This window comes from Pseudoalteromonas sp. PAB 2.2 (assembly GCF_001938575.1).
Classification (GTDB): domain Bacteria; phylum Pseudomonadota; class Gammaproteobacteria; order Enterobacterales; family Alteromonadaceae; genus Pseudoalteromonas; species Pseudoalteromonas lipolytica.
Window position 1 is genome coordinate 84,297 of the sequence record NZ_LYPI01000008.1, and the last position, 25,489, is coordinate 109,785.

Consider the following 25,489-nt stretch of genomic DNA (forward strand, 5'->3'; position numbering starts at 1 on the left):
AGAGTCATATGACAGCGAAATTTATAGTGATTGAAGGTCTTGAAGGGGCTGGAAAATCAACGGCAATCGCCGTGTGCCAAGCTTACCTACAGCACAAGCAGGTTGAATTTATTAATGTACGTGAGCCAGGTGGTACCCCTGTGGCGGAAGCACTACGTCACATTGTAAAACAGGCTCATGAAGAGCAAATAACGGGTGAGACAGAATTGCTTATAATGTACGCTGCACGGTCTCAACTTGTTGCGAATGTTATTAAACCTGCAATCGATAAAGGGACCTGGGTACTGGGAGACCGTCATGATCTCTCATCGCAAGCCTACCAAGGGGGGGGGCGTGGTATTGAGCAATCAAAACTCTCTTTTTTGGCTGATATGGTTTTAAAAGGCTTAAAGCCAGACTTAACAATATATTTAGATATTGACCCTGCTGTGGGCCTTGCACGTGCGAAGGGACGCGGAGAACTTGATCGAATTGAACAAGAAGAGCTCGGCTTTTTTGAACGTACACGTGAGCGTTATTTGGCACTTGCTGAACATGATCCCAGTATTCAAACTGTTGACGCAAATAAAGCGATGCCTGAAGTGCATGCTGCCATCACCACGGTACTTGATACCTTTTTTGAGAGTTTAAAATAATATGCCATTGCCTTGGCTTGAACCCTTACAACAACAGTTAGCACAGAGCTATTCTCAGCATCGTTTTCACCATGCGCAATTGTTTAATGGTGATAAAGGGGTTGGCAAGCAGCGCTTAGTAGAGCAGCTAGCTGATGGTTTGTTATGTGCCTCAGCCAATAATTTGGTTGCCTGTGGTCATTGTAAAAGTTGTTTGTTAAATCAAGCAGGCACGCATCCCGATAAACGGGTGGTTAAAGTAGACGGGCAAACGATCGGTGTTGATGAAATTCGTGATATTACCGATTTTATAAACCATTCAGCTGCTCAAAACGGTAATAAGGTGGTTGTACTTGAGCAGTGCCATAAAATGACCACAGCCGCTGCAAATGCGCTATTAAAAACGCTTGAAGAGCCAAGTTTACACCGCTACCTATTATTAACCTGTGAACAAATCGCGCAATTACCTGCGACCATACTCAGTCGTTGTGCGGTGCACGAAGTGAAAGTTAATATAGAAACTACGACACAATGGTTAGCCTCCCTAGATATTCCTAATTATTCTTGGTTAGGTTTGTTTTCGCAACAACCACTCCTTGTAGAACAATGGCAAAATGAACAGCAATTAGAGTCTATTGATACACTCTATAAATTTGCAACTGAGATAAAAGACAGCCATAATTTCAGTGCGTTAGTCGACATACTGAATAAAGATACAAGTTTGGTTAATGTCTTTACTTTGTTTTTAACTGAGCATCTAAAAACGCAATTAGTATTGGGAATGGATTTTTTCAGCTATCAAAAAGCGCAATCTGCAATTTCTGAGTTTATTTATAACAGCTCACATGTGCTTGGTTTGAATATGCCGCTGGCCATTTCGAAACTAGCGTTTTCTTTACGTGAAAGCCATAATTAGGACATATTGTGCAAGAATTATTAGTAGATATCGAAGATTTAGAAGAATTATATCGCTGTTACATGCCTTTCATAAAAAATGGTGGTTTGTTTGTACGTACTAATATGCGGTTTGAAATGGGGCATTCATTGGCTTTAAAAGTGACATTACCAGATGCTTTAGAAGATGACGTAATTACTGGGAAGGTTGCTTGGATAACCCCACAAGGTGCACAAAGCTCGAATCCGCCAGGTATTGGTATAAGCTTTATCGACGATAAAACCAATTTAAATGCCAAGATCGAAAAACTGCTGGGTACTATGTTAAACTCTGACAATCCGACGTATACCATGTAAAAAAGTAGTACCATGATTGTAGATTCTCATTGTCATTTAGACCGTCTTGACTTCGACAAACTCGACCTTAATTTAGACCAAGTACTTGAAAACGCACGTACAAAGCAAGTCGAACACTTTTTATGTGTTAGTGTGACTTTGGAGCAGTTTCCAAGCATGCTTGAAAAAATTAAAGATTATCCAGATGTATCCGCTTCGTGTGGCGTACACCCTCTTGATCAAAAAGATGCACTTGATAAACACCAACTGATCAACCTTGCTACTCACGATAAAGTCGTTGCAATTGGTGAAACAGGTCTTGATTATTATTACTCAAAAGAAACGCATATCGTTCAGCAAGAGAGCTTTGTTGGGCATATAGACGTTGCTAATGAGCTTAACAAACCCCTTATCATTCACACTCGAGATGCGCGTGAGGACACAATTAACCTGATGCGCGCTCATAATGCTGAAAAATGTGGTGGTGTACTGCATTGTTTCACTGAAGATTGGGATATGGCTAAGAAAGCGATTGATATGGGCTTTTATATTTCGATTTCAGGCATTGTCACATTTAAAAATGCCGTTGAACTAAAAGACGTTGTGAAGAAAATCCCATTAGATCGGCTCTTAATCGAAACAGATTCGCCTTATTTAGCCCCTGTACCATACCGTGGAAAAACAAACCAACCCGCGTATGTAGAAGACGTTGCGTATTATATTGCTGAGTTAAAAGGGCTTACTTTTAACGAATTGTCTAACGCAACGACAGATAATTTCTATTCACTGTTTAAGCAAGCAAAAAGGGCTTAACAATGACCGGCGTATCAAATTTACCTCAACTTATTATGGGGCCTATGGTACGCCGTGCAGATCCTCATCAAGTTTGTTTTCAGTTTGTAACAACCCGAAATAGTGATTATAGAATTGAGTTTAAGGGCCTTGAATCTACCTGTCAGCATGAGGTCATTCAATTAGGCGAGGCTCTCTTTCTTCACTATGTCATTGTTTTACCAATCTCACAGCCATTTGGGGTTGATTCACTGATCTATTATTCACTTCATGATCGTGATAAAAGCCTCGATTTATCTGCATTTTGCTACGAACGTGCCGACTTTCCTGCATTTGTAATTCCCAATAGACTCGATAAAATCTTACATGGTTCGTGCCGTAACCCCCATCATCCTGCTAAAGATAGTTTGGTGGCAGCCGACACGTGGCAAAATGAGCAGCGACAATCGCTAAACGCGGGTGCTGATTTACTTTTGTTATCGGGTGATCAAGTATACGCAGATGATGTTGCAGGGCCGATGTTACTGGCGATAGAAAAAATCATAACGCTGTTTGGGATCTTTATAGAGCCGCCGCTTAAGCTCAATTTACCCGTCTGTTTTAGCGAACAGCTTTATAGTCGCCATCTTTATTTGCCTAAAGTGCCTTGGCAAAATCGCAGCAAATGGGGAGTCGGTTATTGGCTTAAAAAAGATGAGCCTCATTTTTCTAGTTTAAAAGCTGAAAATCATTTAGTACATTTTCAAGAGTTCATTGCACTTTATATACTTAACTTTAGTGCTGTTTCGTGGCAGCTAATTGATTTTGCACAGACAGATTGCCCAACACTGCCGCCTAAACACGCCACGCAATTTCAGCTTGAAAAGGATGCACTCCTTGGTTTTGCGGATGGGTTGAATAAAACACAGCGGTTGTTTGCTAATGTATCAACCCTGATGATGTTTGACGACCATGATGTCACAGATGACTGGAATTTAACGGCAGGGTGGGAGCACGCTATCTATCAACACCCAGTCAGCCGACGAATCGTTAATAACGGCTTAATAAGTTATTGGTTAATGCAAGGGATTGGTAATGATGCGGGTGAAAAAACGCTGTCTTTGTTATCTGCGTTCACAAAAAGCTTTGACGGCCAAACATGGCAATTCAAAGAGTTCGATAAGCTGATCCTCAATTTTAATTATTGGCATTACGAGCTCAATACCATTCCTAAAGTGGTGGTGCTTGATACGCGCACCCATCGCTGGCGTAATGAGCAAAACTTTAATGAGCCTTCAGGTTTACTCGACTGGGAACGCTTAACTGAACTTGAAGAAAGCTTACTTTCGCATGATAAGGTTATTATCGTTTCTCCAGCGCCCGTATTTGGGGTGAAATCAATAGAAGCGATTCAGGCTATGTTTAATTTTTGTGGTCAGCCTTTATTAGTTGATGTTGAAAACTGGATGGCTCACGAAGGCTCTGCTAAAAAGTTACTCGATACATTTCGGCGTGAAGATACACCGAAAGAAACATTAATTCTTTCTGGCGATGTCCATTATTCATTTTGTTTTTCTGTTCAAAAGCGCTTTGGGAAACATAAAAACCGTATTTGGCAATTAACGGCCAGTGGTATTAAAAATGAGTTCCCGCGAAAACTTATTAACGTACTCGATAAGCTTGATTCAATTTTATATGCCCCGAAAAGTCCCCTTAACTTTTTTACTAAGCGCTGGCAGATGGAAGTTGATAAACATCAAACCAAAGGCGACGGGCAAAAATACCTTGTAAGTAATGCGGCTATCAGCTTGATTGAACTTAATGACGGGTTGCTTGCAAAGTATGAGCTTATTCACGCTGATAACCAAATTACTGAATTTGATTTAAATGATCATTAATCAATTTCTTGTCGGTTAGCTTTTACATATTTAGCCATGTTACTCACGGTATCAAGCCAAAAACCATTGTCTGGGTTTTGTAAATACACGATAAGCTTCTCAAGTGCTTCGCTGTCTGTGGTGTACTGACTGCTTTTACCCACCTCATGCCCCGCAAGAATAATCCAGCTGTTATTTGTACGGTGCTGCTCAAGCATGGTTTTTATTTGTTCAAAGGTAAGGCCATCAATCGCTAAGCTAGTAAGCTGAGTAAAATCAGTAAAATTGGGGTTGTTGGCGGTTTCATCTAGCCAAGTTCGACCTGTTTCGAAGTGCTTGGCAATAACAGGCACATAACTTTTTGTGTTAGCACCACGCCCTACAAATGTGTTTCCACACGGATATGCGAACGAGGTTGGTTCAATGCCCAGCGCATGCTTGATATAGTCTTGCGCTTTTAGAATATCTTGTTCTATATCTTTGAGCGTAATTTGCTCAAGAGAACCCCCCTGTTTACGCAACCACTCAAAATTGCCGGTGCATAAATGGCTGGTAGTGTGGTTCGCTATCTCATGCCCAGACTGTACTGCCATTTGCCATTTTTCAACGCGTTCTTTGACATTAAAAGGGGAGACATAAAAGGTGGCCTTAACCTGATACTTGTCTAATAGTGCTAACCCTGTGTCTACCTGACTGTGTCTGGCATCATCAAAGGAAATACTAATGGCGTTTTTTGCCTTATTCGGATAGCTAAAGCCTTCGTATTGGCTGTTTTTTGCAATACTTTGGAAGCTAATAAAAACGGGAAGTAATACACACAGCGGTTTTAACATAGAGGATCCTTTTTAGTTATTTTATTAATGAAATCAAAAAGGATTATGTTTGGCTATGCGACTTTTGAATAAAAAACGCCCAGAACGAATCCGCATTGTTCTGGGCTTAGGGGGTGGCTCTTGCGAGCCTGCGCTAACTTTAAAAAAACACCTTCTAAATTCAGTAGGGAGAAGTAGAAAGTACTTTTAAGTGTAGTTAATGAGATGAAAATTGCACTATAAATGTATAAATTTTATACTGGTTTAAAATCAAGTTGTTACCTTTGTTTACCCAAAGTAGAACCGTGTTTATACAGCGTTTGTTCGCATGTTATACCCATGTTATCAACTGGGTATTTTGCACGAGATCGCGTGGTAAAGAGTTTTTAATTTTATTTTTTTGCCATTTACCTAAACCCACGGGACAGCCACACAGCAATAACACAACTTCACCATTGTCTTGAACCGGTTTCTCAAGACGGATATCTTTACCATTGAAGTAATCATTTGCTTGAGAAGCTGTCATTTCATAAGTGTTTTTAGCGCAATCTTGGCCAAATACTGTGGCAAACTCATGCGTTAAGCGCACACCCCCTTTGTGGATCACACCAATTTGGATTCCTAAGCGGGAATATTTGATTTTATCTTGAAGTGCATTAAAGGATTCAGGAAATAACCAAAGTTCTTTGTCACGCTGCATTAAGCTGCCTGGCAGTGATTTTAGACCGAACTGTTTTTTAATTGTTTGCATAAATGCTTGGCTTTGTTTTTTATCAAACGCCGTAAATGGAAAAGCCCCTTTTTTGACTTTTTGATTCGGGTTATCAACTGAAGCTACTTTTTTGAATTTTGCGATAAAGAAGCCTTCGCTATCGTATGTTTGTGGCCATACGTGTAAGTAGCCCTCAGGGGTTGTCGCCTTATTTGCCCCTTCGAATAAACAATCAAGTGGCTGTACTTCAACACAGTTAGGAAATGTGTCTAATAAATACTCACAAACATGCTGGTTTTCAAGTGGGGTTAGGGTACAGGTTGAATAAACGAGTGTACCGCCAGGCTTCAATGCATAAAATGCACTTTTAATGAGTGCTTTTTGAACCGCTGCAATATCGATGTTAGATTCAATGGACCAATTTTTAAGGGCGTCTGCATCTTTACGAACGGTGCCTTCACCAGAACACGGTGCGTCGAGTAAAATGCTATCAAAGCATTCATACATGTAATCACCAAAGATCACACCATCAAAATGTGACAGCGCACAGTTACCCACGCCCATGCGTTTAAGTGTGGCAGCCAGTACTTTTAAGCGTGATGAAGACAATTCATTCGCGACTAAAACCCCTTGATTATTCATCATGGCGGCAATTTGTGATGTTTTAGAACCCGGCGCCGACGCCATATCAAGTACCGCATCGCTGTGCTGTACTTCTGTTCTAAGTGCAACCGGGGGGAGCATTGAGCTTGCTTCTTGTACATACATAGCGCCACTTAAATGCAAGTCAGTATTGCCTATGGCAAGAGCGGATTCCTCTTCGCTTGGTCGTGTTAACCAAAACCCTTCTTCGCACCACGGAATGGCCTTTAACTCCCAGCCTTTGCGTGCGCATTGGCGCTGAAACTCTTCAACAGACATCTTTAAAGTATTAACGCGTACAGAGCGTCTGAGCGGGCGCCTACAGGCAGTAATAAAATCGTCTAGGGATAAATGTGCAGGAAGGTAGCTTTTTACATCATCAATAAATGAATCGGGAATAAATGTATTAGCGTCCACGAAAGGGCTCTCAAGTCACGTGATAATGTGCTGATCATATCATTTTTGATGTGTACGGGGGACTTTTTTATAGTTTTACACGTATGACTAAACTGTCGACACTTCACCCCTATAAACACTGTTTATTGTCAATATTTTCAAAAGATATCACTTTATGTCGACATTTAGCTGTTTTTTTAGCCTGTTTTCATGGTCTGAAGGTTGACAGTTTATACGATAGCGCGCATAGTGACGTTATTAATTGTCGACAATCTAAATTCAGCACGTTTAAAGAAGTGACTATGACAGAGCAAAAAGCCAACGATAACTATAACGATATCACGATAACGACAGCGTCAGACCAAGTGTTTGTCGACATGCGCCGTGAAATAGTTCAAGGCACTATTGAACAGGGTAGTAAAATTTCTGAGCCTGAACTTGCGAAGCGTTATGGCGTTAGTCGCGCTACATTACGTGAAGCACTTAATCGTTTAGAAAGTTGCTACTTAGTTGAACGTAAAGCAAACGTGGGTTGTCGTGTTGTGGCACTGACTGCTGAGCGACTTATTGAAGTGTATCAGGTTCGCAGTGCGCTTGAAGGGCTTGCGTGTCGTTTAGCTGCCGACAATATGGAGCCACAAGAAGTGCAAGGTTTAAAGCAGTTACTTAATCAACACTTGCAAACACAACGTGTCAAAGAAGGTGAATCTTACTACCAAGAAGCGGGTGACCTTGATTTTCATTATCGCATAATCAAAGGCTCTAAAAACGCACACTTAATTCATCTTTTATGTAATGAGTTGTATCAGTTAATCCGTATGTACCGTGTACAAATGGGCATGGCGGGGCCTCGCGTATCAAAGGCTTTTGATGAGCATCTTGCAATTATTAATGCCATTGAAAATCATGATGGGGAGTTAGCTGAAATGCTAATGAAGCGCCATATAAGTGCATCTCAGGCCAATATACAGACTAAGTTTGATTTACACGCGGCAAAAAAATAGCCGAGTTGTCGTCAAACCGTCACAGATTAATTTTAAAAATTAGACACAGCCAAAGAGCTGTGACCGTTCAAAGATAGGAGTTATCCAATGTCAGCAGGATTAAAGTTCAAACAGGCGATAGCCAACAATAAGCCACTGCAAGTGGTCGGCACTGTCAATGCGTATTGTGCCATGATGGCTGAAAAAACAGGCCACCAAGCGTTATACCTCTCAGGCGCTGGTGTGGCTAATGCATCATACGGCATGCCAGATTTAGGCATGACCAGCCTAGACAACGTACTTGAAGATATTCGTCGAATTACCAGCGCTACCGACTTACCGCTTCTTGTTGATGCCGATACAGGCTGGGGCGGGGCATTTAACATTGCGCGTACAGTTAAAGAAATGACGAAAGCGGGCGCGGCGGGTTTTCATATTGAAGACCAAGTAGCACAAAAGCGCTGTGGTCATCGTCCAAATAAAGAAATCGTTTCTAAAGATGAAATGGTTGACCGTATTAAAGCCGCGGTTGATGCAAAAACGGATAGCGATTTTTACATTATGGCGCGTACTGATGCATTCCAAAAAGAAGGCCTAAATGCAGCTATCGACCGTGCAGCAGCCTGTGTTGAAGCGGGCGCTGACGCAATCTTTGCTGAAGCAGTTCATGATTTAGCCGATTATCAAGCGTTTGCGAAAGCGTTAAATGTGCCAATCCTTGCGAATATCACAGAATTTGGTCAAACACCGATTTATACCAAAGAGCAGTTAAGTGAAGTGGGTGTTGAAATGGTGCTTTACCCATTAAGTGCATTCAGAGCCATGAACAAAGCAGCACTTAACGTGTATGCATCTATTCTTAACGAAGGCTCACAACAAAGCCAAATCGATAATATGCAAACACGTGCTGAGTTATATGAGTTTTTAGACTATCACTCATATGAAAATACACTTGATAACCTTTTCTCAGCTAAAAAATCATAACGACAACATTGAAGGAGAACACTCATGGTAGATAAAGCATTAGGCGGCGCAGGTTTACGTGGTCAAGTAGCAGGTGAAACAGCTCTGTGTACGGTAGGTAAGTCAGGCTCTGGTTTAACGTATTGTGGTTATGATATTAGTGAACTGGCTGATAAAGCCCAGTTTGAAGAAGTCTCTTTTTTACTATCGCGCGGTGAATTACCAACAACCGCAGAACTTACTGAATATAAAGCTAAGTTAAAAACACTTCGTGGTTTACCAGACGCACTAAAAACAGTACTAGAAAATATTCCTAAAGATGCACACCCTATGGATGTTATGCGTACGGGTTGCTCTATGCTAGGTAACCTAGAAATGGAGCAAGATTTTAGTGAAGCCAATGATGCAATCGACCGCATGGTGGCTGTATTCCCAAGCATTATTTGTTACTGGTACCGTTTTAGTCATGACGGTGTACGTATTTATACTGAAACAGATGATGATTCGGTTGGCGCACATTTCTTACATTTATTACATGACAAAGCGCCATCGGCATTATTTGAGCAAGTAATGAATGTTTCGCTCATTCTATACGCAGAGCACGAGTTTAATGCATCGACATTCACAGCGCGTGTGTGTGCTTCAACTTTGTCTGATATTCATTCATGTGTGACAGGTGCAATTGGTAGTTTGCGTGGTCCACTACATGGCGGAGCGAACGAAGCTGCGATGGATATGATTGAAAGCTTTACGAGTGCCGATCAAGCTGAAGAAGCATTAATGGGCATGCTTGAGCGCAAAGATAAGATTATGGGTTTTGGTCATGCCATTTACCGCGAGTCTGACCCACGTAACGTGATCATCAAAAAATGGTCTGAAAAACTGGCAGCAGAAGTGGGTGATACTGTGTTATACCCGGTATCTGTTCGTTGTGAAGACGTTATGTGGCGCGAGAAAAAATTGTTCTGTAACGCTGATTTCTTCCATGCATCAGCGTATCACTTCATGGACATTCCAACGAAGTTATTCACGCCTATTTTCGTGATGAGCCGTGTAACAGGTTGGACTGCTCATGTTAAAGAGCAGCGTGCTAATAACCGTATTATCCGCCCAAGCGCTGATTACACGGGCCCAGAAGCACGAAGCTATACGCCAATTACTGAGCGTTAATAACACCAATCAAACCAATGACAGGGGCGGCCAAGCCGCCCTTTTATAAAAGGGCATAAAAACACTAAAAACAAGCCCAACTTCCTTCATCGTCACCAAGTACAAGTAGAGTCATCATGAATACAGAATTTAGAAAACCATTAGCAGGCACCGGCGTTGATTATTTTGATACTCGCGCTGCTGTTGATGCTATTAAGCCAGGCAGCTACGCCACACTTCCTTACACATCACGCGTATTAGCTGAAAACTTAGTTCGTCGCTGTGAACCTGAAATGTTAAACGATGCACTTTCGCAATTAATTGAACGTAAACGTGACCTAGATTTTCCGTGGTTTCCTGCACGTGTCGTGTGTCATGACATTTTAGGCCAAACAGCGCTGGTTGATTTAGCCGGTTTACGCGATGCAATTGCCGCGAAAGGCGGCGATCCTGCGAAAGTAAACCCAGTGGTACCTACTCAATTAATCGTTGACCATTCATTAGCAGTAGAACACGCAGGTTTTGAACCCGATGCGTTTGAAAAAAATCGCGCCATTGAAGATCGTCGTAACGATGATCGCTTTCACTTTATAAACTGGACAAAAACGGCATTTAAGAACATTGATGTTATTCCACCGGGTAACGGCATCATGCACCAAATCAACTTAGAGAAAATGTCGCCTGTTATTCAAAAACGTGATGGCGTTGCATTTCCAGATACCTTAGTCGGCACAGACAGCCATACTCCTATGGTTGATGCATTAGGCGTTATTGCTGTAGGCGTGGGCGGGCTTGAAGCTGAAAGCGTCATGCTTGGCCGTGCTTCGTACATGCGCTTACCTGATATTGTTGGTGTTGAACTTACCGGTAAACCACAACCAGGCATTACTGCAACCGATATCGTACTTGCGATCACGGAGTTTTTACGTAACGAGAAAGTTGTTTCAACTTACCTTGAGTTTTATGGTGAAGGGGCTGATGCACTGACGTTAGGTGACCGTGCAACGATTTCAAACATGACACCTGAATTTGGTGCCACAGCAGCTATGTTCTATATTGACGACAACACACTTGATTACTTGCGTCTAACCGGCCGCGAAGAAGAGCAAGTTAAGCTGGTGGAAACCTATGCAAAAGAAACTGGCTTGTGGAGCGATAGTTTAAAAACGGCTGAATATGAACGTGTTTTAACGTTCGATTTATCATCCGTTGGCCGTAATATTGCGGGCCCATCTAATCCACACCGTCGTGTTGCAACCAGTGACCTTGCTAAAGCAGGGATCACAGGGGTTGTTGAAAATGAAGCAGGCTTAATGCCTGATGGTGCATGTATTATCGCAGCAATTACGAGCTGTACTAATACCAGTAATCCGCGTAACGTGATTGCTGCTGGTTTACTTGCGCGCAATGCGAACGCGAAAGGTTTATCACGTAAACCGTGGGTTAAAACCTCTTTGGCACCAGGTTCTAAAGCGGTTAAATCATACCTTGAAGAAGCCAATTTATTACCAGAGCTTGAAAAGTTAGGCTTTGGCATTGTGGCATTTGCATGCACAACCTGTAATGGGATGAGTGGCGCGCTTGATCCTAAAATTCAACAAGAAATTATTGACCGTGACTTATACGCAACTGCTGTGTTGTCGGGTAACCGTAACTTCGATGGTCGTATTCACCCTTATGCCAAACAAGCATTCCTTGCGTCACCTCCCTTAGTGGTTGCTTATGCCATTGCAGGTACTATTCGTTTTGACATCGAAAAAGACGTATTGGGAATCGATTCACACGGCAACGAAATCCGCTTAATGGACCTATGGCCATCAGATGAAGAAATTGATGCAGTGATTAAACAAAGCGTTAAACCTGAACAATTTAGAAAGGTTTACGAGCCTATGTTTGATTTAAGTGTTGATTATGGTGAAGACAACGACCCACTTTATCAATGGCGTCCGCAAAGCACTTATATTCGTCGCCCGCCATATTGGGAAGGTGCATTGGCTGGTGAGCGTAGTTTAACTGATATGCGTGCATTAGCTGTATTAGGTGACAATATTACGACTGATCACTTATCACCCTCGAATGCAATCTTAGCATCAAGTGCTGCGGGTGAGTACCTTGCTAAAATGGGCTTACCCGAAGAAGACTTTAACTCGTATGCCACTCATCGAGGGGATCACTTAACTGCTCAACGTGCAACGTTTGCAAACCCTAAACTATTGAACGAAATGGTTAAAGAAAATGGTGAAATAAAGCAAGGTTCTTATGCTCGTATTGAGCCTGAAGGTAAAGTGACCCGTATGTGGGAGGCTATCGAAACCTACATGGCGCGTAAACAACCACTCATCATTGTGGCGGGTGCTGATTATGGTCAAGGTTCATCACGTGACTGGGCTGCAAAAGGAGTTCGTCTTGCTGGTGTACAAGTTATTGCTGCAGAAGGCTTTGAGCGAATTCACCGCACAAACCTTATTGGTATGGGTGTGTTACCACTTGAATTTAAAGCGGGCACAACACGAACTACATTAGGCATTGATGGTAGTGAGACCTTTAGCGTTAAAGGCGAGCCAACACCTGGTGCGACATTAACTCTGCTCATTACACGCACAAGTGGTGAGGTGGTTGAAGTACCGATGACCTGTCGCTTAGACACTGCCGAAGAAGTATCAATATACTCAGCTGGTGGTGTACTTCAACGCTTTGCTCAAGACTTTTTAGAGTCTGAGGAGCATTAATTATGGCCTTTAAACCACAAATTAAAGTGCCTGCTACTTATATGCGTGGCGGCACCAGTAAAGGGGTGTTCTTTAATTTAACTGATTTACCTGAACCTGCCCAAGAGGCAGGTGAAGCACGCGATAATTTACTTCTGCGTGTTATTGGTAGCCCAGATCCATACGGTAAACAAACGGATGGTATGGGGGGAGCTACATCAAGCACCAGTAAAACCGTTATTTTATCGAAGAGCCGCAAGGACGATCACGATGTTGATTATCTTTTTGGTCAAGTTGCTATCGATAAGGCATTCGTTGATTGGAGTGGTAACTGCGGTAACTTAACCTCTGCAGTGGGCGCATTTGCGGTGAGTAATGGTTTGGTTGATGCCAGCAAGATTCCAGATAACGGCGTTGTAGAAGTTAAAGTTTGGCAAGTAAATATTAGTAAAACCATCATTGTACATGTCCCCATTACCCATGGTGAAGTTCAAGAAACAGGTGATTTTGAACTAGATGGTGTGACATTCCCTGCAGCCGAAGTAAAGCTTGAGTTTATGGATCCGGCTGATGGTGAAGGCGCGTTATTCCCAACGGGTAATCTCGTTGATGAACTCGACGTTCCGGGCGTTGGGGTGCTATCTGCGACCATGATTAATGCGGGTATTCCTACTGTATTTATTAATGCCAGTGAAATCGGTTATGACGGTACTGAGCTTCAAGATGCTATCAATAGTGATGCTTCAGTCCTTGAAAAGCTAGAAACAATTCGTGCCTATGGTGCGCTAAAAATGGGTTTAATTCAGCACGTAGAGGAAGCTAAATCACGCCAGCATACACCCAAAGTTGCGTGGGTTGCACCCGCTAAAAGCTACCATGCATCCAGTGGAAAAGAAGTAACAGCCGACAGTATTGATTTACTCGTTCGTGCTATGTCGATGGGTAAACTGCATCATGCCATGATGGGCACGGCAGCGGTTGCTATTGGCACTGCAGCTGCGATACCCGGCACCTTAGTAAATCAAGCTGCAGGTGGCGGACAGCGCCATGAAGTAAATTTTGGGCACCCATCGGGTACGTTAAAAGTGGGAGCCGCAGCAGAACGAGTTGGTGAAGATTGGCAAGTAACAAAAGCCAGTATGAGCCGCAGTGCGCGAGTACTCATGGAAGGGTGGGTAAGAGTGCCAGCTTAACAGCTTTCAGTTACAAAAAGTTACATTGTAAATGTGAATAATTGTAAACAGGGATAACGCCTTATGGCACTGTTTTTAGTTATTCACATTTTTTTTTGTAATTTACGGAGGGTTTTTATGTAACCTAATGAAAATCAATGTCTTATTTTTTATTTCTTAGATGAAATACTCTGTGTATTTCTGCATTTTATATTCCATTTTCTTATGAATGTCATAAACATCCGTTATTTTGTCACGCCATAAAAAGGAATTATGCCTGCATAGTTTCTCGGTTACGTTTAATTAATGTTTGATAATAAATTGTAACCTAGTATTTTATTACTGCTAAGCTACAGAAGTAGCCATTAAGGAGAATAACGACAATGCGAATTAATAAATTTACCCCGATAGCAGCTTCTGTTGCTTTATCACTTGGGTTAACGGGTTGTAATTGGTTTGACGACGACAATAAAAAAGAAACAGTCAAGCCGGTTCAAACATTTGAAGGTTCAGCTTCTGCAAGCTTTGGAACAGAAGTAACAGGTCGAGCTGTAAAAGGCTCATTATCAAACGCAGCGGTCGTTGTCAAAACGATGAATGATGCAGGAGAGATGATACCGGTTGCATTTCGTTTAGCAGCTTCTGCAGACGAATCGTTTACAGCAACTGCTAACACACAAGCTGAAGCTGATGCGATGGCAAAAGCAAAAGTTCTTGCTGCAAACCCAGAGTCAGTTTTAACGGCAATGAATGGTGGTTACTCACTATTTGTTGAAGATGATTTTACTGGACCATTATATATCACAGTTACAACCTCATCTGAAGGTGATGACAGTATGGTCAAATGTGACTCTTTCACAGGATGTGGCGACTACGATACAGCACCAGGTGTATCAGAAGAAGCGGGCATGGAAAACAATGGTGATAGCAACATCGATTTCGGCGAGTGGTATAAAGACGATGTAACATTGCAAGTTGTTAAATTTATAAGTGCTCCTGCTGCAGCGGCATCTGTTCGTGGTATGAGTTATGCTGAAGGCGAAAATAAGTCAACTCAGTATTTTGCTAATTTAACGTTGTTTACCAGTATTGCTGCAGAGCTTCTACTTGAAGGTGCGGGTAACGGTGAAGCAATTTCTGAAGACGCAATCTCTCAAGCAAGTCTAAAAACATTAATTCAACTACTTGGTCCTGATACTGCCATTGAGGCTGCAGCCTTGTTAGCTGATATTTCAACAGGTGGTGCGGTAGATTTTACCGAACTTGAAGACGGTGATTCATTAGACGCGGGTACATTAGCGCTAATTCAAACTGCTATATCTCTACAATCAATGGCTGGCACGGGTACAAACGGTTCGCTTAATGAACTGATGTCACAGCTTGCTAAAGGTGTTTCTGATGGCAAAGTCGCCGATAATGATGATGATACTGTCAAAGCGGTTGCTGCGGCATTACAACAATCGGTAATTAATACGAGTTTAATTTTTGCAGCCCTTGTAACAGGTGAAGGTGTTGATGAAGCTTTTGCCGCGGTAGCTCGAAGCTTAGGTATAACGGATTCTGACGCTATCGCAAAACTAAAATCGAAAGCAACGAAAGCTGTTGAAAAAGTAGTAAAAGACGCTAAAAAAGCAGGCGCTGATGATGAGCTTAAAGAAACAGCTAAGAATGTAAAAGATGCGCTAAGTAAGATTGGTTGTTCTGGTGAAGAATGTAATGCTGGGGATGACTTTGATTCGAAAGCTGCACAAAAACTAAATGAAAAAGTGATTGAAGCCCAAGCTGATCTAGATGCTGTGATGGCTCTTATTGATACTGCGCAAGCGTCACTTGCCGATGTTACTGAATTAGGTGATGCAGGACTTGAGACCAATGAGCAAGTAATAGCATATAGTTCAGCGGTATATTTACTAAATGGTAATGTAGATACTTACACGGTATGGCAGAAGCAATTAAAATCAGTTAAATCTAAGATGAATGGTATTGCGAAAGCAGCTGCGGCATTTGCAGCTAAAAATAGTGATTACCAACAACTTGCAGAGCAAGCTGCAAGTGTCCGTGATGCGGTAGCACAGGAATACGACAACGTTGTGTCATTGATTGCAGGTATCGAAGCTGAAGTTGTACGAGCAGATGAAGCGGTATCGGCATTAGGTTTAGAGTTTGAAGTAACGAAAGCGAATGCGGTAGCTGCAGCAGCTGCTGCACTTGAAGCCGCAACGGTTGCAATGACAGCTGATACAACTTTGGCTACTGCGATGATCGCCGTTGAAGCTGCTGATGTATCAAACCTTGAAAGTGCGACTGCGGCTTTAGAGGCAGCAGAACAAGCAATAGCGGCTGCAACAGACTCGCAAATGAAAGCTGCGGCTTCAATTTCTGCGTCTAATTTATCAACAGATGCTGCCACAGCATTCAAGAAAGTCGCCACTGAAGCTGATGATATTGCAATGGCAGATGCGCAACTCGAAACTGCAGCAGCTGAACTTAAGTCAGCCGCTATGTATGCAGAAAACGCAGATGATGCACTATTAGCAGCACAAGCGCTTTATGATACTGCTATGGATGCAATTGCTAAGTTCAAAGTATTAGTCGACGTGAAAGCGGGAACAGAGACTGTTACTCAAGCAACGATTCTTACGAAGTCAGGCGGTAAAGCACTTTTTGATAAAGCTGAAGTAATCTACGACATTCTAACAGAAGCTTGGGACTTAGGTGACGAAGCCGACAATGTACAGTCTACTCGTTTCCCTGAATGGACATACAGCTTTGATAAAGATGCGTTAGAGTTATCGTTGTCTAACGACACAACATCTGAAATGATCAGTGTTAATGGTGTTATTGAAACAGATACACTTGTGTTCGCATTTGGTGGTACAGTTACCACCGAAGATGGAGTCACCGTTATCGTTGAAACGCTTGAGGATACAGCGCAAGCAACGCAAGATTGTGTTGATGTAAAAGACGGTAAGATCGCTGCAGATTTATCTGATTCATGTTTGATTGTTAAATTTAACGATGAGATATCTTCAGATACATTAGTGGATGGTGAAGTTGAAACTATCGAAGCATGGTCTCGAGTTCAAGTAACTGATGGCGATTCTGGCTTTACGGGGATGTTAAGTTTAGAAGGCTCTGATCTAACTAGTCTTGCTAATATTAAAGCATCAGGTATGACCGGTGACACTGAATTTACGGCGATGATTGGCTTAGACAGTGCTGTTGATGAGATGGAAACATACATGGTCAGCGTAGAGCTTCATAACGATATTGCTTATATGATGTCACTCAGTGCTGTTGAAAGTGCTGACTTCTCTGGTTCTGTTGATGCATTATATTCAGGGAAAATGATGAAGTTTGGTACAGTGACTGAAATTACCAATGGTATCTCTATAGAATATATTGATGGTGAAGTTATTGACTACACTGATATTAGTTTTTTAGACATGACTAAGTAATAACGCAGTATAAAAAAGAGGGGAGCTTGCTCCCCTTTATAATAATAAGTGGATAAACTATGAAAAAAACACTACTTGTTATGGCTATAACAAGCTCTTTATTTTCTTCCTTTACAGCTGCCGCAGAGCCAACTACTTTTTTCACCACCCTAGATGCAGAAGTTTACACTGAATCTCAACCTGTAAAGTCTTTTATAGATGACTTTGATGCTCCTTTAAAAAGCGGAGATAGTGCGTTTACTTTTAATATTTTTGAGTTAGGTATTAAAACCCGAAATTATACAGTGGGTGTACAAAGTCGATTTGATTACTTGCTTGAATTTGATCCTGATACCGCACGATACTTACACACAGAAAAAAATGATCTGCCGTTTGAAGAACGTGATTATCGTTATTTTTTAGACGGCAAACAAGCAACTACTAATGGTGTTTTTGTCGCTTATGATTTTAAATTTTTAGATAATAATGCGCTGACAATTACCCCCAAAATCACCATTTTTTCAAGTGCACATTTCCAAGACGCCAAGGTCGATGGCACGGTGTTTAGTGATGAAATTCAAGGAGCTTTGGAGGTTGATTATTATTACTCTAAGGACCTACTTTTTAAGCGATTTACTTCAGATGAAAACCCGACCGGTTTAGGCTATAGCTTCGATCTAAATATTAATTGGCAAATTACACCAGAGCTAGAGTTGAATGTACAAGCTCAAGACCTCGCGTATGAAACAGAATATAAAGAGGCGGGTTTTGTTCAAGGCTATACAACCGAAGTGCCATTCACTGAAAGTGAGAGTGGTAGCATCATTACTGAGCCTACAATAAGGCTTACTACCTCAGCGAATGGTCATGAGGTTGATCATACATTTGAAATGCCAGTACGACTAAAAGCATCATTAAATTATCGTATTAACAACGCATTCTCTGCGCATTTAATGGCTAAACAAATAAAAAGTGACACGTTTACTCAAGTAACTGGACGCTATCATTTTGCAGATACATGGAAACTACTTGGTGGATATGAGAGTAATAGCCAGGCATTTTTAGTCGGAATAGAAAATGAATACATAGGGTTAACTTTGCAAACTGATAGCTTAGATTTAGACGAAGCATATTATGCAAATTTGAATTGGTTTGTTAGAGTGAATTTCTAAGGATAAAGCATGGTAAAAAGAATAGCGCCCTTAGGCATTTTTTTATTTTTGGTAGGATGCGGAGGCTCATCAGAGCAAAACATCGTACCCGAACAAGTCGTGATTAAAACTACCTCGACAGCAAACTTCTACATTGCGCCATGGCAGTCAAATGCTGGCACGCTGATACTTACAAATAACGCAAGTGGTGAACGACAAACGTTTGAAACTTCAGATCTCAATAGTTTAGATATCTCACTAACGAGTCTAGCAAATTATTCAGTTGAGTTTGTATCAAATGATGACTTTGTTTTGTGTCCAAGTTATGAAGGGTGCGGCAGAACGTATCGTGACAATCCTGATGACACAAACGTAAATCGTCAAATTGATTTTGAAGAAGTTTTACCGCTTTCGTTAGATTACAGTGCGTCATTTTTTGCAGCTCCTGGTGAAAATAGGCTATTTTTATCGCCAGTCAGTGCCGTAATTAGCGCTCAAAAGCTAGATGTTACATCACAGAGCGTTAGCGCAACTCCATTTTATCACTTAACACATAGCCAATTGAATGATTCATTAGAAGCTGAACTATTAACTAACGCGTTAAGTTTTGGAGTCATTTTAAAGCGTGCGGCTGAATTAGAAGCAAACTTATCGCAACCTGAGCTTATTGAACTTGAAAGCCAGGCGCAAATTTCACGCTTCCCTGAGTACGCGCAGTATGCAAATCGCTATATTCGTGAAAATTTATTGAATGTAAAAGGAAATCAACTTATTCAAACGGTTGTGGGGAATTTAAAGCAACGTTTAGTTGGATTAGGCAAGGTTTCTGAACTTTCAGCATTAGATGAACACCCCCCCATACTTCAATCGCGCGAATTATTGGATGATATTCGTAATGTTATCGGCGTAGTAAGGTTACAAGAACAACAATACAGCGCTGAGTTGTCGTCACATTTAAATGGCTTCACGAATGCATTGGATGATGATTCACAGTCGGTTGTAGTTGCATTAGCAAATGTACTATTTGATGTTCTCTCAAATGTATCGCCCGCAGATGATACCTTACCGGGACTTTATACTGTAAATGGTCTTACAGTGCAGTATCAACATTCCCCTTATCGATGGTCAATTTCAGGGCAATACGATGGCATCGATGTGAATATGGATATAAACGTTCCTCAATGGCGGATTAGTAGTCTACTAGGAAATCAAATAACAGGCGTTATGAGCGCCCAAATGAGCAGCAATGAGACTCAGTTATTGGTTGATGTTAGTGAGTTACTGTTATCGTTTGATGGAACGGATGATCCCTTTACAATTTTAAGTGAGGACTCTACTGGTGAAGGGACTCTTAATACAGATATTACCTTAGTAAAAAAAGACAGCGAACTTGTAGGAAACCTAAACTTGACACTTAATCGCTTTGTGTCACCGTTTGAAGAATTACTTACTATTGTATCTGACTTTGATCTTGATGGTGAGTTTTCAACCGCATCGAAAACAACATCATTTAATCTTCAGGCTATTGAGGCTACGCCTTTTATAAATGAGGAAACTGAAAATCTTGTTTTCGCATTACATTTAGGCACGCCACTAAATGGTGCTACAGATTTTGAGTTTGGCTTTGTTGGTAAGTTAACTGCTTTAGCGCAGTTGACGAATACAGATATATTTATCAAGCAGAATAGCCGAACACTGGATATTAACCTACGAACTGTTGGTAATAATGTAAACGCGGTTATCAAAGGTGCTGATGGCCGATGGTTAGATTTGAAACAAAAAGGACGTAATTTTAGTGGTGGACTTTATTTTGGAGATACCCAGATTGGTGATGTTACTACTGTGAGGGGGGCACCCGGTATCTTGTTCCCTGATGGTACGTTTGAATCATTATTTTAAGTTAAGAAGCGGCATTTATGCCGCTTTTTCGACTCCGTAGCATTGCTGTTTCATCTTTTTAATGAAGTTTTCAAATTGGCCGCTTTGTCGTTTTTGCTTGATCTCATCATTTAAATCTTTCAGTACTTTTTGCCAGTGCGGTGTTGATTTACTAATAGAAAAATAGAGGGGCTTATATTCAAGTTTTGGTTCAAGCGCAACCAATGATTCAATGATTTGTCTTTTGCCATTAATCGATAACTCTGATTTATAAACACTGGCTTTAAGCACTTCAAGATCTGCAACAATGAGACTAACGCGATTGCTTAGTAGTAGGTGGATAAGTTGGTACTCATTGTTTGCAACGATGGTGTCAATTTGTTTATTATCAATCATTTCATCAAGTTGCTGAGTGTTTTTGTAAGATCTGACAACGCCAATCACCTGGTCTTTAACAGAGTTTAGGTCGCCATTAAAACGAATTTGGTTTCCTTTCAAGGCAACAAATGAGAGATCCCCACCAGGAATCGGTTGGCTGAGAGCTAATAACTCGTTGCGTGTCTTGTCTAAAAAGTTATCTGAAATAACCGTGCTTTCAATAAAGTATTCAGGAAAAAGGATGTCTGCTTTGCCAAGCTCTGCCTCCCTTACTGCCCGTGCCCATGGGTAGAAGCCGATATAGACGCCATAGCCTTTTTTAAGCAAAGATTGAATTGTAAACTGGTAAAGCCAGCCTTTGTTACATAGGTGTTCATCGATATAGGGTGGCCAATCAAGCGTAACAAGTCTTAATACATGTTCGGCATTTACGTTGTAACCATAGCCGTCTTTGTAGCGTACCGCATTTTTGGTAATGACTTCTCCATCTTTTTCATAGGTCACGGGTGTAAGCATTGCAACCACTTGAGTAGAGAAGAAAAAAAAGAGCATTACTAATAATTTCATATTTTTTCTAAGCATTTGTTATGTATATAAAGCTTAGCCTCTTGTTGCAAATATACAACATCGAAAAGTAACCGTGTAAATAGAATATACGCTTAAACGAGTTGGCAGAATTAAAAGCAGGGAATAAAGGGCCGATGCACCCGTTTTTAATCACTGCTATCAGAGGCTGAACTAGGGCGAGCATTCGTATCGAGTAAATTGAGTCCACTTTTAAAATTAGCGTTGTTTTTGGTACAAAACGATCATGTAAAAAATTATAATATTATAACGTCAAGAAGATTAGGAATTATGATGATATTTAAAAGGATATTGGGTGTATTATTTTTTGTTGTTTGCGGTGTCTTTACTCAAAGTAGTTTAGCGAATATATACGCTGAGAATGAAGTCTTTATCACGAAAATAGATGAAGGCGTTTGGTTGCATACCTCTTTTTATGTTTATCCTAACGGGACAACATTCCCTTCGAATGGTTTGATTGTCAGGGAGGGGCAAAGTTTAACCCTGATTGACACGGCGTGGGGAGAGTTACAAACACAACAGTTATTAAGCGTCATTAACACAGAAATAAACTTGCCGATAACCAAGGCACTTGTCACTCATGCACATGCAGACCGAGCTTCAGGGGTTGATGTATTAGAAGCGCGTGGTATCAAAGTGTATTCTCACCCTTTGACGCAGCAATTGACAATAGAGCAAGGGACTGCTGTGCCAAACAATGTGATAACCGAACTTGCAACAGTCGGTGCACAGGTGAAATTTGGCTCATTGAATGTGTTTTTCCCAGGCCCCGGTCATGCGATGGATAATATAATGGTATGGTTACCAGATAAACGTATCTTATACGCAGGCTGTGCGGTTCGTGCATTACAGTCTAACTCTGTAGGGAATATGGCCCATGGAGATATTCATTCATGGCTGAAAATTACTCAGCAGTTGAAGAATGATTACCAAAAATTACGAAGAGTGGTTCCCGGACAGGGTGAAATAGGCGGTTATGACTTATTGAGCCACACCGAAAAACTCATTCTCAATCAACTTAAGTAACGTCAAAACGTTGGGTTTTTAATAAAATTATTAGGAATATTTCGCAATGATTAAAAGCCCAATGGCCCCCGTTTATCCCCCTTTTTTTTACGCGTTAGAAAACCTAAATTCTGTCGCTAATCCTCTTTTATCTGAATCCAGTCTCGCTTTGTATTGTTTGAAACTCGCTTTGCCGAATTTGACTAGTAATGAAAAATGCTCCTTTAGATACTGTTAATTAAACGTAAAGACTTTAACACTAGAACACACATTAAAAAGGTCGAATATGCACACAATAAATAAAAAAGCTGTTGCTATCGCTGTCGCATTAGCATGCTCATTACCGGTATATGCACAGAATAATGATCAGCAAGATTCAAAATCTAAAGACGTTGAACAGCAGAATAGTGGGTTAGAAATTATCTCAGTAACGGCAACAAAACGTAAAACCAAATTGATGGAAACACCGGTGGCCATCACTGCACTTACAGAGGCTGAGCTTAAAAAAAATGGTGTAAATAACATAAAGGATATAGCGAACTTGGTGCCTAGCTTAGATATTTCTACAGCAACGGATCAATCTGCTCCTGTTATTTCAATGCGAGGCGTGCGTTCAACTAACTTAACTGAGTTAGGGGACCCTGCTGTTGGTGTTCATTTAGATGGTATTTATTCACCAAGAATGCAAGGTGCGCTTGCGCTGATGTATGATATTGACCGTGTTGAGGCGCTTCGTGGACCACAAGGTACTTTATTTGGCCGAAACTCGACGGTGGGAAGTATCAATGTGATTTCCGCCAAGCCTGAATTTGAAAACCAATATGGGCAGTTGAATATTGAAGCGGGCAAGTTTAATAGCCGCAGTATTGATGGCCTTATCAATATTCCAGTAACTGAAGAGTTTGCAGTTCGTTTTTCAGCGAAAGGCCTAAAGCGTGACTCTTACCTAGAGGGTTACTATGACCCTAACCAATATGACACGCGCCGACTTTCTGATGAGGTTTTAAATGCCCCTGTAATCTCTGAAGATTCATACCAAGGTGTTGGACAAACAGTGACACAAAGAGAAAACTGGTGGATTGATGGCGCAGGAACCGATCCTGAGGCTCAAAAAGTTCGTCAGTTAACAGCTGCAGATAAAAGTGATTTTTATAATAATGCAGATGAATATTCCTTCCGTATAAGTACACTTTGGGAGCCGTTGGATGGCAATTTTTCAAACCACACCGTTTTCCAAAAATATGTAAACGATAGTAATAATAACCTTGATTTAGTTAACTGCGATAAGTTACGTGGAAGACCCGCTGAAATGGGAGGTGATTGTACGAATTTCCTACCGAGTGATAACACGTATCAAGCCGTAGTTAATGTGCCTGGAAAGTTGAATCTAGACATAACATACCTTCGTAATACCTTTAACTACACCATAAATGATCAATATGATCTGGTGTGGTTAGTGGGATATGAAGATATGGAAAGGTCTTCAGCACAAGATAGCGAAGTTGGTTTAGACCCTTGGGATGGCGCTACTTATTTCCTAGATGGCACCGGAGCAGAATCATTTTCTACAGAATTACAACTGCAATCAGATGAATACGGCGACTTTATTTGGATTGTGGGTGCCAATTATTTTCATGAAAAAACAACCACAGTTGGTTATTACGATAATCCAATGGATGATAAAGCATTTTGGGACCAGCCAGACCGTTCAACAGATGCGTATGCTTTGTTTGGCCAAGGCACTTATAAATTAACTGAAAAGTTGCATGCGACATTTGGTTATCGCTTTAGTGATGAAACGAAGCAGGATAAAGGCGGTCGTACCTATCGTTGTTCAAATGCTGATGGCTGTGCTGTTGGTTGGTTAAATAGAACAGAGCTTAACAATCAACCCGTCGATTATTATGAAGATCCGTCTATTTATGCCTCGTACTTTGAAAACGACAATAAAGGAAGTTGGCAGCATCATGATTTTCGTGTTGGCTTAGATTATGACATCTCCGAAGAAACAATGCTCTATGCCTACCTTGCAAGCGGATTTAAAGCGGGTGGTATTGGTGATGTTTACGAAGTGGTTAATGATAGAACGGGTGAAGTAACTCGGTTTGAAACAAAATTTGATCCCGAAGAAGTGCTGACCTGGGAATTCGGTGCAAAGTCTAGCTTTTTTGATAATTCATTGAACCTAAAAGCTGCATTTTTCTATACAGATTATACAGATATGCAATATGCGTCAGTGGGATCAATTGGTAATGTTGAGCGCTTGTCTGTTGTTGAAGATGAGGATGGGGCACCTGTAATCGGTGAAGATGGTCAGCCAATTCTTGATTATCAGAATCAGCCTGTAATTGCTTATTATACTCAAAACGTTCCGGGCTCTACGATTAAAGGTCTTGAGTTTGAATTTGACTGGAAACCGTATCCAAATGGGCGAATTACTGGTTATGTGACCTGGACTGAGGCAAAAATTACGGAAGATTGGCACACTAAATGGGATTATGATTCTGAGTATTTGTTTAATATTTCTTATGAAGAATCTAAAGACCCTGAAAATACATTGCTAACGACTAACCTTAGAGGTAATAACTTAGCAATGACGCCAAAATACACGGCTAACATTAGTTATACACATACCTTTGATCTGGGCGAATATGGATTTATTCATGGTTGGTTTAATGCCAGCTGGAAAGATAAAGCGTATACCACCGTGTGGAATCTCGATAAGCATTTGGATGATATGGACTTTGCAGTTTCAGACGAAGCGACTAAATACATAGACGATAGCCGCGATGCCTTTGCTGTATACAATGCCTCTTTAAAATATGAGCCAAAAGAGAAAAACTGGTATGCAGAAATGTTCATCAATAATGCATCTGATGAGACGATTCAATACTGGAACAATACCAGCAAAGGTATTCCTAAGGGCAGCTTTGGCATGCCTAGGTATTATGGTGTAAGAGCTGGATTTTCATTCTAACCCCTCTATTTTACGCTCCCATATTTTTAATATGGGAGCCAAATTATTT

At 41.1% G+C, this 25,489-nt stretch carries 18 protein-coding genes; 15 read left to right on the forward strand and 3 right to left on the reverse strand.

Translation table 11 applies throughout. The features are described from left to right. Positions 1 to 8: 8 nt before the first annotated feature. Genes tmk through BWD47_RS04480 form a run of 5 tightly spaced genes read left to right on the forward strand, consistent with a single transcriptional unit; the run spans position 9 to position 4,513 of the window. Positions 9 to 635, forward strand: coding sequence for a dTMP kinase (gene tmk / locus BWD47_RS04460; protein WP_075593501.1), 627 nt, complete (start codon positions 9 to 11; stop codon positions 633 to 635). Between the two features lies 1 nt (position 636). Continuing rightward, positions 637 to 1,530 carry a DNA polymerase III subunit gene (locus BWD47_RS04465; RefSeq protein ID WP_036967994.1) on the forward strand — a complete coding sequence of 298 codons (894 nt, stop codon included), beginning with the start codon at positions 637 to 639 and terminating at the stop codon, positions 1,528 to 1,530. 8 nt (positions 1,531 to 1,538) lie between these two features. Continuing rightward, positions 1,539 to 1,865, forward strand: a complete 327-nt coding sequence (locus BWD47_RS04470; protein ID WP_036967997.1) for a PilZ domain-containing protein — start codon at positions 1,539 to 1,541, stop codon at positions 1,863 to 1,865. A gap of 12 nt (positions 1,866 to 1,877) precedes the next feature. Further along, positions 1,878 to 2,657, forward strand: coding sequence for a TatD family hydrolase (locus BWD47_RS04475; protein ID WP_075593502.1), 780 nt, complete (start codon positions 1,878 to 1,880; stop codon positions 2,655 to 2,657). Positions 2,658 to 2,659: 2 nt separating this feature from the next. Next, positions 2,660 to 4,513 carry an alkaline phosphatase D family protein gene (locus BWD47_RS04480; RefSeq protein WP_075593503.1) on the forward strand — a complete coding sequence of 618 codons (1,854 nt, stop codon included), beginning with the start codon at positions 2,660 to 2,662 and terminating at the stop codon, positions 4,511 to 4,513. Here the strand turns inward: BWD47_RS04480 and BWD47_RS04485 are convergent. Continuing rightward, on the reverse strand, positions 4,510 to 5,325 hold the full coding sequence (locus tag BWD47_RS04485) for a polysaccharide deacetylase family protein (protein ID WP_075593504.1): 816 nt from the start codon (positions 5,323 to 5,325) through the stop codon (positions 4,510 to 4,512). The two genes, BWD47_RS04480 and BWD47_RS04485, sit on opposite strands and share 4 nt — an antisense overlap. 310 nt (positions 5,326 to 5,635) lie before the next feature. Next, positions 5,636 to 7,075: a 16S rRNA (cytosine(1407)-C(5))-methyltransferase RsmF gene (gene rsmF, locus BWD47_RS04490; RefSeq protein WP_075593505.1), complete on the reverse strand. Its 1,440-nt coding sequence runs from the start codon at positions 7,073 to 7,075 to the stop codon at positions 5,636 to 5,638. 281 nt (positions 7,076 to 7,356) lie between these two features. Here rsmF and BWD47_RS04495 point away from each other — a divergent pair, with 281 nt between their 5' ends. From BWD47_RS04495 to BWD47_RS04530, 8 genes are all read left to right on the forward strand, one after another. Next, positions 7,357 to 8,058, forward strand: a complete 702-nt coding sequence (locus tag BWD47_RS04495) for a GntR family transcriptional regulator (protein ID WP_036968009.1) — start codon at positions 7,357 to 7,359, stop codon at positions 8,056 to 8,058. Positions 8,059 to 8,145: 87 nt separating this feature from the next. After that, entirely contained in the window at positions 8,146 to 9,021 is an 876-nt protein-coding gene (prpB, locus tag BWD47_RS04500; RefSeq protein WP_036968012.1) for a methylisocitrate lyase, read from the forward strand. A gap of 24 nt (positions 9,022 to 9,045) precedes the next feature. Further along, on the forward strand, positions 9,046 to 10,170 hold the full coding sequence (gene prpC / locus BWD47_RS04505) for a 2-methylcitrate synthase (RefSeq protein ID WP_075593506.1): 1,125 nt from the start codon (positions 9,046 to 9,048) through the stop codon (positions 10,168 to 10,170). A 116-nt stretch (positions 10,171 to 10,286) separates the two neighbouring features. After that, positions 10,287 to 12,878: a Fe/S-dependent 2-methylisocitrate dehydratase AcnD gene (gene acnD, locus BWD47_RS04510; protein ID WP_036968020.1), complete on the forward strand. Its 2,592-nt coding sequence runs from the start codon at positions 10,287 to 10,289 to the stop codon at positions 12,876 to 12,878. A 2-nt stretch (positions 12,879 to 12,880) separates the two neighbouring features. Further along, positions 12,881 to 14,050, forward strand: coding sequence for a 2-methylaconitate cis-trans isomerase PrpF (gene prpF, locus BWD47_RS04515; protein ID WP_075593507.1), 1,170 nt, complete (start codon positions 12,881 to 12,883; stop codon positions 14,048 to 14,050). A 362-nt stretch (positions 14,051 to 14,412) separates the two neighbouring features. Next, positions 14,413 to 17,487 carry a hypothetical protein gene (locus BWD47_RS04520; RefSeq protein ID WP_075593508.1) on the forward strand — a complete coding sequence of 1,025 codons (3,075 nt, stop codon included), beginning with the start codon at positions 14,413 to 14,415 and terminating at the stop codon, positions 17,485 to 17,487. Positions 17,488 to 17,546: 59 nt separating this feature from the next. Further along, complete coding sequence (locus BWD47_RS04525) at positions 17,547 to 18,638, forward strand: hypothetical protein (protein WP_075593509.1); 1,092 nt, start codon at positions 17,547 to 17,549, stop codon at positions 18,636 to 18,638. A gap of 9 nt (positions 18,639 to 18,647) precedes the next feature. Continuing rightward, a complete protein-coding gene (locus BWD47_RS04530) occupies positions 18,648 to 20,516 on the forward strand; it encodes a hypothetical protein (protein ID WP_075593510.1) in 1,869 nt (622 codons plus the stop codon). 15 nt (positions 20,517 to 20,531) lie between these two features. On the opposite strand, the gene BWD47_RS04535 is transcribed toward BWD47_RS04530, so the two are convergent. Further along, positions 20,532 to 21,440 (reverse strand): ABC transporter substrate-binding protein, encoded by a 909-nt coding sequence (locus BWD47_RS04535; protein ID WP_036968026.1) that lies wholly within the window; start codon positions 21,438 to 21,440, stop codon positions 20,532 to 20,534. A 288-nt stretch (positions 21,441 to 21,728) separates the two neighbouring features. Between BWD47_RS04535 and bla the strand changes: the two genes are divergently transcribed. Together bla and BWD47_RS04545 are read left to right on the forward strand one after the other, a co-directional pair. Next, positions 21,729 to 22,484: a subclass B1 metallo-beta-lactamase gene (gene bla / locus BWD47_RS04540; protein WP_083633634.1), complete on the forward strand. Its 756-nt coding sequence runs from the start codon at positions 21,729 to 21,731 to the stop codon at positions 22,482 to 22,484. Positions 22,485 to 22,749: 265 nt separating this feature from the next. Continuing rightward, complete coding sequence (locus BWD47_RS04545; RefSeq protein ID WP_036968029.1) at positions 22,750 to 25,440, forward strand: TonB-dependent receptor; 2,691 nt, start codon at positions 22,750 to 22,752, stop codon at positions 25,438 to 25,440. Positions 25,441 to 25,489 lie beyond the last annotated feature (49 nt).

Excerpts from the sequence above, each read along its gene's own strand:
- BWD47_RS04475 (WP_075593502.1), top strand. The coding sequence starts at position 1,878 with ATGATTGTAGATTCTCATTGTCATTTAGACCGTCTTGACTTCGACAAA.
- BWD47_RS04535 (WP_036968026.1), bottom strand. The coding sequence starts at position 21,440 with ATGAAATTATTAGTAATGCTCTTTTTTTTCTTCTCTACTCAAGTGGTT.
- BWD47_RS04525 (WP_075593509.1), top strand. The coding sequence starts at position 17,547 with ATGAAAAAAACACTACTTGTTATGGCTATAACAAGCTCTTTATTTTCT.
- BWD47_RS04495 (WP_036968009.1), top strand. The coding sequence starts at position 7,357 with ATGACAGAGCAAAAAGCCAACGATAACTATAACGATATCACGATAACG.
- tmk (WP_075593501.1), top strand. The coding sequence starts at position 9 with ATGACAGCGAAATTTATAGTGATTGAAGGTCTTGAAGGGGCTGGAAAA.
- prpF (WP_075593507.1), top strand. The coding sequence starts at position 12,881 with ATGGCCTTTAAACCACAAATTAAAGTGCCTGCTACTTATATGCGTGGC.
- acnD (WP_036968020.1), top strand. The coding sequence starts at position 10,287 with ATGAATACAGAATTTAGAAAACCATTAGCAGGCACCGGCGTTGATTAT.
- BWD47_RS04520 (WP_075593508.1), top strand. The coding sequence starts at position 14,413 with ATGCGAATTAATAAATTTACCCCGATAGCAGCTTCTGTTGCTTTATCA.
- BWD47_RS04530 (WP_075593510.1), top strand. The coding sequence starts at position 18,648 with ATGGTAAAAAGAATAGCGCCCTTAGGCATTTTTTTATTTTTGGTAGGA.
- bla (WP_083633634.1), top strand. The coding sequence starts at position 21,729 with ATGATGATATTTAAAAGGATATTGGGTGTATTATTTTTTGTTGTTTGC.
- prpC (WP_075593506.1), top strand. The coding sequence starts at position 9,046 with ATGGTAGATAAAGCATTAGGCGGCGCAGGTTTACGTGGTCAAGTAGCA.
- prpB (WP_036968012.1), top strand. The coding sequence starts at position 8,146 with ATGTCAGCAGGATTAAAGTTCAAACAGGCGATAGCCAACAATAAGCCA.
- BWD47_RS04465 (WP_036967994.1), top strand. The coding sequence starts at position 637 with ATGCCATTGCCTTGGCTTGAACCCTTACAACAACAGTTAGCACAGAGC.
- BWD47_RS04485 (WP_075593504.1), bottom strand. The coding sequence starts at position 5,325 with ATGTTAAAACCGCTGTGTGTATTACTTCCCGTTTTTATTAGCTTCCAA.
- BWD47_RS04545 (WP_036968029.1), top strand. The coding sequence starts at position 22,750 with ATGCACACAATAAATAAAAAAGCTGTTGCTATCGCTGTCGCATTAGCA.
- BWD47_RS04480 (WP_075593503.1), top strand. The coding sequence starts at position 2,660 with ATGACCGGCGTATCAAATTTACCTCAACTTATTATGGGGCCTATGGTA.